This window comes from Xenorhabdus beddingii, assembly GCF_002127545.1.
Lineage (GTDB): Bacteria > Pseudomonadota > Gammaproteobacteria > Enterobacterales > Enterobacteriaceae > Xenorhabdus > Xenorhabdus beddingii.
In genome coordinates this window covers 19,914-31,558 of the sequence record NZ_MUBK01000032.1, presented here as the reverse complement: position 1 = coordinate 31,558, position 11,645 = coordinate 19,914, and the positions used below count along the sequence as shown (strand labels likewise).

Genomic DNA, 11,645 nt, shown 5'->3' with positions numbered 1-11,645 from the left:
CGATGCAGCTAACGATACCGTTGAGCTAATGGTATCTCATGCCCTCCAGAACCGGCAACCAGTACTAACCAGTATCAACGGTAAATGTAGGTGGTGTGAAACTGAGCCAGCAACACACGGGGCATTTTGTAGTCGGGAGTGCGGGGAGGATTATGAGCGGAACAGGCGGAGAGATGGAACGAAAATACAACCTGATATTAGCTGATCCCCCATGGCAATATAATAACTCAGCCAGCAACGGAGCAGCCAATAACCACTACACCACCACCGATTTTTATTCCCTCACCCGATTACCCATAGAAAAAATAGCCGCTGAAAACTCCGTTCTCGCCATGTGGTACACGGGCAATTTTGCATTGGAGGCGATTCGGCTGGCTGAGGCATGGGGATTCACGGTCAAAACCATGAAACTGTTTACATGGGTGAAATTGAACAAATTAGCGATGGAACGCATAGACAGAGCCATTCAGGAGGAGCGAATTCTCGATAGCTGGGATTTCATGGAACTGCTCAATACCGAAACACGGATGAACGGCGGCAATTACACCCGCAGTAACACAGAGGACGTACTGATCGCTATCAGGGGTAACGGACTGCCACGCCAGAGCGCCAGTGTGAAACAAGTTGTTTATTCCTGTCTGGGTGAGCACTCGCAAAAGCCGCGAGAGGTTCATCATCGGTTAGAGCAATTATACGGCAATGTACCCCGCATTGAATTATTTGCCCGTGAGACAGTCGATGGCTGGCATTTATATGGCAATGAATCACCCATAAACAATATCGAATTTATTAACGGAGTTAAATATGAGAAGAACTAGATTTGATGCTGCGCTGGATAAACGAGCACACATTAAAAAATGTGAAAGCGATGGCAATATCGCTGATTCTACGGAGGTTCGCATGGCACTAATGAGTAGAGTTAAGCGTGGGGAAATTACGCTAGAACAGGCTCAAGCTGAACTAAAGAAAATACAGCGTACTGCAAAGAAAAACGGAATGAAAACTAGATCTCAAGCATGGAATGAAGGTTAACTGAAATCATTTAATTAATATCAGAAACGAACAAATGAGGAAAATAGCATGAGCACACCAAAAATCACCATTGAAATATCCAGAACCGCAGCAGAAAAACATTCCAATCCCGGCAAAAAAGTCTCTGACCAAATGCTATCTGATTTTATAACAGACTGCGTAGTCTCTGGTCTGGAAATAATGGAGTTTCCCGAATCGGACATAAAAACTATCATCACCGATGAATAACCAATCATACGAGAACGCAAGGAGGACGGTGGCAAGGGAATGCCGCAACGAACTCAAGAAACACAAGAAGCGCACCGATCAGCAGACCGCCGAAATACTCAGCAAACACCTACCCCGATTTGAAACAGCCATGTCGCCACATCAAAAGAGTAAGTTCGAGCCTGTGATGTGGCTGCGATACTACGTAGATATGATTGATAAGGAGATGAGTAATGAATAGATTTATGGATACAGAAGAAATTGCTGCCCTTTTTGGTAGATCTAAATCTACCATTCAAAGATGGAACAGCGTTAACGGTAAGACTGGGAAAAAATACAAACCAAACTTCCCAGACCCCGATGTAAGATCTTGTCCCAACCTATGGGCTAAAGACAAGATCATGAAGTTCGCAGGTCTATCCGGTGACTAACAAAGTCACCTTACCATCACCATATACTACCGTTTCAACCTTTGCCCACCACAAGCCATAGGCTTTTCTTTGTTCATCTATATAGTGGCTCTTATCGTAAACCTGCCAAACACCCGGCAAATTGTGGCCCAACATAATTTCGGCAACATGAGGCTCAGTAAGGGCAGAAAAATTCGTTCTGGCGGTTCTTCTCAGGTCATGGAGAGACCAATGCGGGAATTGATAGTCTAACTTCTTCCATGCAAATCGCATTAAATTATATGGTAAAGAACTTAATGAGCTTCCTCTTATCCTTTCTTTACTTTTATCTTTTGTTATTAAATATTTTGATCCCTTGCTCATATCCATCAGATGCCTAATCATCTCTTCTGCTTGAGGGATGATTGGGCGAATTAGCGGCCTGCCTGTAGAAGAGCCAGTTTTGTGGCATTCTGGTGGAATGGTCCATAGCTTGTTATCAAGATCAAAATGACTAATTTCAGCACTAAGCAGCTCACCCAATCTGCACGCGAAAAGTAGCAGTAGCTTAACAAGTAGTTCATATTTTAATGATGCTCTTGATTTTTCTAGGGCATGAAACAGAATTTTTATTTCTCCATCTTCCAGCACCCTAGTTCCTTCTCGCTTATTAACCCCCAGATCCTTCCCTGTCATTTGCATCAGAGGTTCACCGAGTATCAATTGCCTCTTTACTCCCCATTTGTGAGCTTGCTTTGTATTTATGAGAACTCTGTCAGCTATTGATTCAGAGTGTGCGGCTAGCCCTTCCAATAGCTCTAACCAATCATGTAATGTGGTTAAACTGTGTGGCCTATTTCCTATTTTGGGGAAAACATGTAGCTCAAAAGATCGGAGTATCCCCACTGCATCTTTTTTGTTTTTTACGCAATATGCCTCATGCCATTTCCTGATGAGTCCCTCATTTGTTTCTTCGGTGAAAGCGGCTGTTTTCTGCTGCTTTTTTACAAACCTTGGGTTACGATTAGATTCAATTTCACCCTTCAGCCTAATCACTTCATCTCTAGCATCCTTAAGAGATGTTGCTGGATATGTGCCAATATCAACCCTCTCCCCTTTGCCGTTCCATTGATAGCGAAACTGGAAAATAACCTTGCCTTTAGGGGTGATTCTGACGGACAGACCATCTCTATCTGATTTAACTATTTGCGTATCTCTTTCTTTTCCTACTGCAGATCTAAGCCATGTATCGGACAGCGCCATAACCCACCTTGTACATATTTTTATGTGACAGGAGATCGTTATAACATTATGTACAAAACTCTGTACATAAAATTATGTACAACACTTGAAGCTAGTTAGATTAACTTGAAAATAATAAGAGCATAAATCAAGCAAATCTTACTAGCATTCTTGAGATTAAGAGGAAATCATGAAAATAAGTGAATGCAGATGCAAATAGTTAAAAATAGATAAAACCAGATCAATGATTGGGGTGGGAAATTATTGCAAATGTGCGCCGTTTCGCGACTTCCTGCAGAAATGGGGAATTTGACATCAATTGGGATCTTCTAGTTTGTACACGGATTGATATCATTTGAGAAGCGCCCCCTGATGGCTCTTCGCTTTCAAATCCGTCGTGTTAATCGTGATTGGTGCTTATTTTGGCTGAACTTGGATTTATAAACAACCAATGATTATCGCTCTCAGCAGAGCCAAACCCAGAAAAAATTAAATCAATCCCATAAATTAATTCCATGTTCAATTTGTTTAATCGTCTCAATGAGTTCGTCAAAAGAGGGAGCCATACCGTATATCATCTCAGCAGAGATCATATTTTGATAATCAGCTTTAAGTGCTGGCAATACTTCGTTATTTGGCAACAACACTAATCGCCCGGCCAAACATTCCTCATATCCTGCATAACGTGCATTAAAAAAGACAGCCTTATGCCTGACGACATCCTCAAGAAGCCCTCGATCAGACATTGCCCGATGACCTATTTCATGTCGAGCTAACATCACTAAATCGTACCAGTGTCTTGAAAGACGAGCGGCACTTTCTCTAAGCCCACGACGACACTCAACATGGATCAACGTCGCTTTTTCCCAAAAAGTGCGCTCTGGTGACAAAACAACAATTTGGCCTATAGGAAATTCAAGTTCGGGAACCAGATCCGATACATAAGGCTTAACCCTATGAAGTTCATTCGGGTCGATAATATTTCGTCCCCCTAATTCGATCAGAACTTCACTTTTTAAATACCCGTCGGCTTCTTCTGTAACAGATGGATAGCTCACCCAAATTTTTTCACCGGACTCATCAATGCGAATTGTATGTAATTCAGGCGATGGAAGATTATTTAATTCAGATTTAATATGAGGAACCACAACCTCATTTGCGTACTGATACACTTGTTGTTTGAGATGCTCACTCAGCTTTTTTAGTTTGCTTTTACTATGATTGCCAGAGAAAGGATCAAAATCATTCGTGAAATATCGATAATCCAGAGTGATATCAATATCCTCAGAAAATCGATTAATAATATTAAAAACTTTTGACAACGAAGTTCCGCCCTTAAAAGCCATAGGGGGCGCGTCTGGTAGGCTAAAGAGTGTTTTTAATACCCAGCAAACCCAAATATCTTTTTCTAAGACATTCTCAGAACGCCCTAACCTATCCGCTGCATATCCCAGAATAGCCCGCTGCTCATCAGGCATTACCGCAAAATAAGAATCAGTCATGGGTCGTCTCATTAGTGATCGCTGATGACAGCCACGCAGGTAACTTACAATTTTTCAGTAAACAAAATTCTTCTTCACTCATTAAATTACGAATTTGTTCTACAATCGTAGGCGTGACAGCCTCTTTACCTAAATACCATAATGCCGATATAGCCATACCCACTTTCGTACCTGCATATTGGAGCTTACGCTGGCTGGAAGTGTGAATCAGTTTTACCTTACGATTTCCAATCGTTATCTGCCTTGATGAACCACTGGTATAATAAACCAGAGTCGTTGGCATTTGAGTACTTAACTTAAATCTACGAGCCGCTTCAGCGCCATGTATTTGAATGGCTTCTCCATTATGGCTCGTAATCAATTCCACAACTTTTGTGACATCTGGGGGCACTTTTCCAACAAATTGGCTCACTTTAGGTCTAATAAAGATACCCCGTGTAACACGTTCAATTTCTTTCTTTTCAACCAAACGTGAAAGTGCCTTATCAACTGCCGCACGTGAACCAAAAGCCAGAAAAGATTCATTCGTGAATAATTCTCCTGACCCATAGTTACGAATACGTTGCCTTATCGATTGTGAAATTGTCATAACTTCTCCCCTGTAACAGAAGCCTATTAGACAGAAAAAGTCATAGATTTTCTGACATCATCAATCAAATTTTGACCAAAAAAAGAATATAAATCAATCAAAATAAATTAATAAATGTCTATTAGACCCCACCAAACAACGGCAACGCCATCATAATGGCATCTTCCTTTCCCGTTGCAGTCGGGTAATAATTCTTACGGACGGAAACTTCATTGAAACCCAGATCTTCATATAACCGGATAGCAGATTGATTGGAACGCCGTACTTCAAGCCACAGCGTGTTTATCTGCTTTTCAGGCAAGATATCAATGAGATAATTCAACAATGCCCTGCCATATCCCCTTGATTGATATTCAGGATGAATGGCGATATTAAATAGCGTGGCTTCATCCATAACATAGTGTGTGATCGCAAAACCGATAATCTGGTCATTCAACGTGATCTTATAGTTGAGGTAGCGCTCTCCCTGGTTGGAGTAAAATGTTTTTTCACTCCAGGGAAAGGCATGACTGACCTGTTCTATTTGGAATGTTGTCGGAAGATCAACGGGAGTTAATAGAGAAATATTCTTCATAATGGTAAATTTGTTGCCAAAGAGCGCGTTTTGCATTTCCATCAAGAGATAAGTCATTTAATGCCGGGCTTCTCAAAGAAATCCCTTGTATTGATAAGGTAATATCAACCCCCAACAGCCAGTATGGGCAGTGGATTGATCCCGAAAGTAGCTCGACATCTTTTGTCGTAATGCAATATACCGATGAGGCATCAATCCCCATGGCTGCAAAAATATCAGCAAACAATGAATGACTTAAGTCAATATGATCAGGAGTAATGATCAATAGACGGGTTGAATCAGGGATGAGGACAGATAATTCACCTTGCAAGGCCATCGGGCTACGCAAAACCCATTGAGTAATCCCCAACTGGGAGAGTAATCTGTCACGCTTCGTCATCGTGTTTTATTCCATCTGCCATAAAAAATAACAGGTAATATACTATCAGAGGGCTTATCTCTACGCCAACCAGCATGGCATTTCAGTTCCGCCCACTGATATTTATATTGGATAAAAGAGTTATAAGGAGCTATTCATAGATGTCAGTATTAACCCCGGCCAGCGAAGTTATCCTGCGCCATCATGAGCAATTCCGCTGCCGTCACCTGCTCTTTGCCGGTGACCTTCAGGACAATCTTGCAACGGAAATCGAAGCTGCAAGTGTACGGGTGCATACGAGTCAGTACCACCATTGGCAATCCCTGATCCGCCAACTCGGTGACAACGCCTATTTTGGCCTTGTCGCAGACAGCACATTTACCAAGGGATGTGATACGCTGATTTATTATTGGCCAAAAAGCAAGCACGAAGCGCGCTTTCAACTACGCAATCTGTTTTCAGTTCTCTCTCCCGGCACTGATATCTTTATTGTGGGTGAAAACCGCAGCGGTGTACGTAGTGTTGATAAATTGATGGAAGGCATCGCTACCTTCCACAAAATTGATACGGCCCGTCGTTGCAGCCTGTTTTATGGTCAATTAAAGGATCAGGTTCAGTTTGATCAAAACAACTGGTGGAACAGTTATCAAGTGGGAGATGTCATCGTCAATACACTCCCTGGTGTGTTCAGCCAAGACGATTTGGATGTCGGCAGCCGTCTGCTGCTTTCGACTTTTGATGCCCCTATCTCCGGCAGACTGTTGGATATCGCCTGTGGCTCAGGCGTATTGGCAACCGTACTGGGTCAGAAAAACCCGGCTGTGACTCTGACCTTGAGCGATGTCAATGCTGCCGCAATCACATCCAGTAAAGCGACGCTGAAAGCCAATAAATTGGAAGGCAATGTTGTTACCAGCAATGTCTATTCCGCCATTGAAGAGAAATTCGACTGGATTATTTCCAATCCACCTTTCCATGATGGCCTGAAGACTAACCTGAAAGCAGCCGACGATATGATCCGTATGGCACCGAGCTATCTAAAATCCGGGGGTAAATTGCGCATTGTTGCAAACGCTTTCTTACCTTATCCCGCTCTGTTGGATAGTACTTTTGGTCGACATGAAGTGCTTGCGCAAACAGGCAAATTCAAAGTGTATCAAGCAACCAAGAAATAACTTAAGCAGTTAACATGCTCCCTGTTTTGCCTGCTCCGGTTTAACGAGCAGGCAATTTCAGCAAAACAGTTCCACCAAAACTTCAACATGCTGTTTTTTGCACCAACCACACGTTTGCTCGCTAAATAATGATTGACGCCAGCCATAAAATCACTAGAATGCGCCTCCATGCTATTTGTTTAAGTTTTCATTTAAATAAAGAATAGTGTCTGAATATGCGAGGGTGGCGGAATTGGTAGACGCGCTAGCTTCAGGTGTTAGTGTTCTTACGGACGTGGGGGTTCAAGTCCCCCCCTTCGCACCAAATCAGATGACTATCGGTTAAACAAATAGAATAAATGGCAGTACCTGCGAGGGTGGCGGAATTGGTAGACGCGCTAGCTTCAGGTGTTAGTGTCCTTACGGACGTGGGGGTTCAAGTCCCCCCCTTCGCACCACTGTTCATTTTCCTTATCTTTATTTATCCTTCCTTCCTTCTTATTTCTTATTTCTTATTTCTTTTTCTGCTCTCTATCCTGACTTTCACTGCCCAAGCCTTTTACTGAGTATTGGTGTATTTCAAAAATAGCCAAAATAATGAAAGCCACTCAGTAAACTACACATAACGGTAATACCCGCAGGGATCAACAGGAAATGGCGTGCACGATGATGTGACAACAGTAACAGCGTCAAAAGCATAGTGCCCTGAATACTAAATTTAAATTGCGCTATTCCCGCACCTGATATTATCAATGCTGACACAACTGATGCTGATACAATCAGGCTGAAGAGCAGCATTCCCCAAAATCCCGTAATGCTCTGCCAAAAGACCCGCTTTAAATTCCGCTTTGAACTCATCATGATAAGTTACCACCTCAAATGATAATGATTACCAATATCATATTTTAGTGAGGATTTAATCACAGGCTGGAAATGAATAACAGCAATAAATGCGGGAAATCCTTATCCCGCATTGTTGATCAGAGAGTTATTTTATAAATCAGGTGAGTATCTATTATTATTTCAAATTCATGGCATCGCGGATGGTAAAGAACAGATCCGTCTGATCGGTCAGCCCCACAACATTGGCGGCATGTGGGCCATAAGCGGCAACCCGTAGCTGGGCGCCAGTGTGTTCTTGGCTATCCCCCTCTGAATTACCATAGTTGACGGTCATAACGGCCCCATCTTTCGTGATCAGGGAACGTGTCAAACCGGGTGATTTGACATCAGGCTCAATGATCTGGCTGGAATGTGCATGATCCGCCGTCACAATCACTAAAGTATCACCATGCTCTTTCGCAAACTTGAGACCCACTTGCACAGCCTTATCCAAAGCGACGGTTTCGCCAATCTGTGCACAAGGATTAGCATTGTGATCCTGTTTATCAATTGAGGCGCTTTCGACTTGCAGGAAAAAGCCATTTTTATTCTCTTTCAGTAAATCAATCGCCTTTTCTGTCATTTGTTCCAAAGTCGGTGCGTTAGGATCTAATTTAGCATTCACCTCGCACTTCACCGGTTTTTCATTGATATTACCGTGATAAATCGCTTTCGGCCCTTCCCAGGCGACATCCATATTTCCGTCATGGAACAAGCCTAACAGAGGCTTTTGTTGATTGGCATTTTTGACGGCAGCTAACGATTTTGCATCAGTGACCCATTGATATCCCTGCTCCAATGCCTGTTGTTGCAATGTTTTTCCTTGATTGCTGCCAAAAACCGATTGCTGGGTAAACGATTTTGCACCACCACCCAAAGTCACATCAGCACGCGCTACCAGTAATTGTTCTGTTATGGAGCCTTTGCCTCCATTTTCTAAGGAATCCGTGGCGCATTTTTCCGATGTTTCTGCCGGGCCATAGCATTTACGGTTCGTAACGTGGGCATACAAAGCCGCTGGCGTTGCATCCTGAATTTCAGCCGTAGTTACATTTCCCGTTGCCTTACCGTTTTTTTTCGCCAATGCTAAAAGGGATTGGTGAGCCTTGCCAAAAACATCAATGCCCAACGCACCATTGTAGGTCTTCACGCCCGTTGCCCAAGCCGTGGCAGACGCCGCTGAATCCGTAACATAGTTGGGTTTTTGCGTTTTCTTATCCAGCGAGTAGTGAGTATATTGTCCGGTAAATGGCAAGGCATCGATTCCTTTAAAGACACCACCTGCGCCTTCTGCATAATTACGGGCAAGCGTAATCTCAGAATCCCCCATCCCATCGCCGATAAACAGAATCACATTCTTAGCTTTACGGCTGCTCAATGCGGCCTTAAGTGCCTCAGTTTGATCTTGCACCAAACGCCGTGCGCCACCAAATTGGGTGATATCGCCTTGTGCTGCACGTTGTGGTGCCATCATGTGATTTGAATCGCTGGCAGCCCATGCGGGCGCAATGGCTCCTGACAGCAATACGGCGACAGCAGTAGCAAGCAGCTTTTTTTCATAATCATGCGACATAGGGTTTTCCTTGCAGTCAAATAAATAAGATGAGAAATCATCCCATGAGTGACTCGGATAATAGATCTGTCATATGACAGTTATTTGAAGCTATGACGACATTCTTATGACAGGAAACGTTTCAAACGCAAAAAATGAAACTGAGTGCCACAACAACCCAAATCAGCGGCACTCTGTTAATATAATCAATCGGTATATTATCAATAGCGCATTATGACCGACTTCAATTCCGTATAATGCTCAATGAATGCACTGCCAAACTCACGCCCCATCCCTGAAGATTTCACGCCACCAAACGGAACCGCAGGATCTAAGAACGTATGCATATTGATCCACAGCATTCCCGCTTCAATGCGAGGCGTCATCCGCATCGCCTTGCTCAAATCGTTCGTCCATAAACTGGCAGATAAGCCAAATGGGGTTGCATTAATCATGGCAATTAACTCGTCCTCATTGTCGTAACTGAGGAAAGTCCCCACCGGTCCGAATGTCTCCTCTTTCATGAGGGTGTCTTCAACACTATTGGCTCTGATGATCGTTGGCGCGACAAAAAATCCCGGCCCCTCCAGAGCATGGCCGCCGTAAACAATGTCACAGTTTTCTTGGCGCGCTTTCTCAAACAAGGAGAGGATTTTTTTGAAGTGTTCCTTGTTTGCCAAGGGTCCCATTACCGTTGATTCATCAAGGGGAGAGCCTATTTTCATTGCAGACAAACGTTCAGACAGTAATGCTAAGACGGCGTTCATATGAACGGAGGGAATATAAAAACGTTCCGCCGCCGCACAGATTTGCCCCTGATATACGTACCCCGCTTCCAGTATGCCATCAACGATTTTTTCAACGGTCATATCTGGCAGGAAAACCGCAGCGTTTTTGCCACCAAGCTCGAGTGTGGTACGTTTCAGCCCCTGCTCCAGAGCCGATTTCCCAACGATCATGCCGGTTGGAACGGAACCGGTAAAAGTGACTTTGGCACACAGGGGATGAGCGATCAGGGAAGATCCAATGCGAGCACCTGATCCGTTGACCACATTGATGACTCCCTCTGGGAACCCTGCTTCTTTTGTCAGTTCTGCCACACGCAACAGGGTTAAGGGAGTATATTCACTGGGTTTCAGCACAATCGTACAACCACTGGCTAACGCCGCTCCCAATTTCCAGATCGCAATCATAATGGAGAAGTTCCACGGAATAATGCCCGCCACAACCCCTATCGGTTCACGGCGGGTAAACGCGGTATATTTTTCTCCCTTAAGTGATGGCAATGAAACATTCAGTGTTTCTCCACTGATTTTGCTCGACCATCCGGCAAAATAACGCAAATAATCGGCAGAGGCGCCCACATCCAACATGCGGGAGAGTTGAATAGGTTTACCGGAACATAAACTTTCCAATTGAGCCAATTCTTCACTATGTTTGAGCAATAAATCCGCCAGGCGATTCAGACAATTGCCCCGCTCCATGGGTGAAGTTTCTGCCCATACGCCGTGAAAAGCGGCCGACGCCGCCTGCATTGCCTGATTAACTTCGGCCTCTCCTCCCTGATTGACTGTGGCTATCGTTTCACCAGAAGCAGGGTTAACGATAGAGAAAGTTTCATTTTCCTGACCAAGAATAGAGACGCCATTAATATAATGACCGTGAGAACGTTGCAGAAAAGCGGTCACAGACTCCAGCACATTAATTTCACTCATTTTCTTTTCCTTTGTCTGGCTCTAGTCAGATAATTGCCCGTTGATACAAGCCATATAATGTTTGACGAAACGCTCGCTGGTGATTTCCCACAACACCTCAGTCCCTTTTGTCGCGAACCACGAGTCCCCTTTATGATACTCAACCACCTCCCCTGTTTTGACGTCAGTCAGTTTCACTGACCCTTCATGCACCGTTGACATTTCATCAAAGGGATAGGTCATTTTAAATTTTCCCTGGGTGCAGGCAAAAATACCGCAGGTCAGGTTATCCGATGGTGCTCCGTGGATCATCGCCCCGCTCGCCTGCGGATCTCCCTCCACGACAACCGAACCAAGATGGGTGACACTGCCAATGGGCATGAGTTCAGGAAGTGCGTTATCTAACAATAATGGCTTAATCATGGTCTTCACCTTTTAACAATTATTAGTTACAAAATTATTCGTCACGA

General features: G+C 43.9%; 15 protein-coding genes and 2 tRNA genes. 8 read left to right on the top strand and 9 right to left on the bottom strand.

What is annotated here, in order from left to right; translation table 11 throughout:
- Positions 1-152 precede the first annotated feature (152 nt).
- From Xbed_RS15985 to Xbed_RS15965, 5 genes are read left to right on the top strand one after another with little or no spacing between them, the layout of a single operon-like run.
- Positions 153-818 carry an MT-A70 family methyltransferase gene (locus tag Xbed_RS15985; RefSeq protein ID WP_244182522.1) on the top strand — a complete coding sequence of 222 codons (666 nt, stop codon included), beginning with the start codon at positions 153-155 and terminating at the stop codon, positions 816-818.
- On the top strand, positions 805-1,032 hold the full coding sequence (locus Xbed_RS15980) for a hypothetical protein (RefSeq protein WP_086113887.1): 228 nt from the start codon (positions 805-807) through the stop codon (positions 1,030-1,032). Before Xbed_RS15985 ends, Xbed_RS15980 begins: the two co-directional genes overlap by 14 nt.
- A 48-nt stretch (positions 1,033-1,080) precedes the next feature.
- A complete protein-coding gene (locus Xbed_RS15975) occupies positions 1,081-1,260 on the top strand; it encodes a hypothetical protein (RefSeq protein WP_086113886.1) in 180 nt (59 codons plus the stop codon).
- Positions 1,261-1,288: 28 nt separating this feature from the next.
- Complete coding sequence (locus tag Xbed_RS15970; RefSeq protein WP_139837512.1) at positions 1,289-1,480, top strand: hypothetical protein; 192 nt, start codon at positions 1,289-1,291, stop codon at positions 1,478-1,480.
- Positions 1,473-1,670 (top strand): DNA-binding protein, encoded by a 198-nt coding sequence (locus tag Xbed_RS15965; protein WP_086113884.1) that lies wholly within the window; start codon positions 1,473-1,475, stop codon positions 1,668-1,670. Before Xbed_RS15970 ends, Xbed_RS15965 begins: the two co-directional genes overlap by 8 nt.
- On the opposite strand, the gene Xbed_RS15960 is transcribed toward Xbed_RS15965, so the two are convergent.
- From Xbed_RS15960 to Xbed_RS15940, 5 genes are all read right to left on the bottom strand, one after another.
- On the bottom strand, positions 1,656-2,891 hold the full coding sequence (locus Xbed_RS15960; RefSeq protein WP_086113883.1) for a tyrosine-type recombinase/integrase: 1,236 nt from the start codon (positions 2,889-2,891) through the stop codon (positions 1,656-1,658). The genes Xbed_RS15965 and Xbed_RS15960 overlap by 15 nt on opposite strands.
- A 473-nt stretch (positions 2,892-3,364) precedes the next feature.
- Positions 3,365-4,372 carry a nucleotidyl transferase AbiEii/AbiGii toxin family protein gene (locus Xbed_RS15955; RefSeq protein WP_208612259.1) on the bottom strand — a complete coding sequence of 336 codons (1,008 nt, stop codon included), beginning with the start codon at positions 4,370-4,372 and terminating at the stop codon, positions 3,365-3,367.
- On the bottom strand, positions 4,365-4,961 hold the full coding sequence (locus tag Xbed_RS20280) for a DUF6088 family protein (RefSeq protein WP_086113882.1): 597 nt from the start codon (positions 4,959-4,961) through the stop codon (positions 4,365-4,367). The genes Xbed_RS15955 and Xbed_RS20280 overlap by 8 nt, the downstream gene beginning before the upstream one ends.
- Before the next feature lie 121 nt (positions 4,962-5,082).
- A complete protein-coding gene (gene rimI / locus Xbed_RS15945) occupies positions 5,083-5,535 on the bottom strand; it encodes a ribosomal protein S18-alanine N-acetyltransferase (protein WP_086113881.1) in 453 nt (150 codons plus the stop codon).
- Positions 5,504-5,914: a DNA polymerase III subunit psi gene (locus Xbed_RS15940; protein ID WP_086113880.1), complete on the bottom strand. Its 411-nt coding sequence runs from the start codon at positions 5,912-5,914 to the stop codon at positions 5,504-5,506. Before Xbed_RS15940 ends, rimI begins: the two co-directional genes overlap by 32 nt.
- 140 nt (positions 5,915-6,054) lie before the next feature.
- Between Xbed_RS15940 and rsmC the strand changes: the two genes are divergently transcribed.
- The 3 genes from rsmC to Xbed_RS15925 all read left to right on the top strand — a co-directional run bounded on the left by rsmC (position 6,055) and on the right by Xbed_RS15925 (position 7,505).
- Positions 6,055-7,068 (top strand): 16S rRNA (guanine(1207)-N(2))-methyltransferase RsmC, encoded by a 1,014-nt coding sequence (gene rsmC / locus Xbed_RS15935; RefSeq protein ID WP_086113879.1) that lies wholly within the window; start codon positions 6,055-6,057, stop codon positions 7,066-7,068.
- 217 nt (positions 7,069-7,285) lie between these two features.
- Positions 7,286-7,372, top strand: a tRNA-Leu gene (locus tag Xbed_RS15930).
- Between the two features lie 46 nt (positions 7,373-7,418).
- A tRNA-Leu gene (locus Xbed_RS15925) sits at positions 7,419-7,505 on the top strand.
- 121 nt (positions 7,506-7,626) lie between these two features.
- Here Xbed_RS15925 and Xbed_RS15920 read toward each other — a convergent pair.
- From Xbed_RS15920 to Xbed_RS15905, 4 genes are all read right to left on the bottom strand, one after another.
- Positions 7,627-7,908, bottom strand: coding sequence for a DUF1435 family protein (locus Xbed_RS15920; RefSeq protein WP_086113878.1), 282 nt, complete (start codon positions 7,906-7,908; stop codon positions 7,627-7,629).
- 157 nt (positions 7,909-8,065) lie between these two features.
- Positions 8,066-9,502 carry an alkaline phosphatase gene (phoA, locus tag Xbed_RS15915; protein WP_086113877.1) on the bottom strand — a complete coding sequence of 479 codons (1,437 nt, stop codon included), beginning with the start codon at positions 9,500-9,502 and terminating at the stop codon, positions 8,066-8,068.
- Positions 9,503-9,702: 200 nt separating this feature from the next.
- The gene (locus Xbed_RS15910; RefSeq protein ID WP_086113876.1) at positions 9,703-11,196 is read right to left on the bottom strand and encodes an aldehyde dehydrogenase family protein; all 1,494 of its coding nucleotides are present in this window, start codon (positions 11,194-11,196) and stop codon (positions 9,703-9,705) included.
- 21 nt (positions 11,197-11,217) lie between these two features.
- A complete protein-coding gene (locus Xbed_RS15905) occupies positions 11,218-11,598 on the bottom strand; it encodes a cupin domain-containing protein (RefSeq protein ID WP_086113875.1) in 381 nt (126 codons plus the stop codon).
- Positions 11,599-11,645 lie beyond the last annotated feature (47 nt).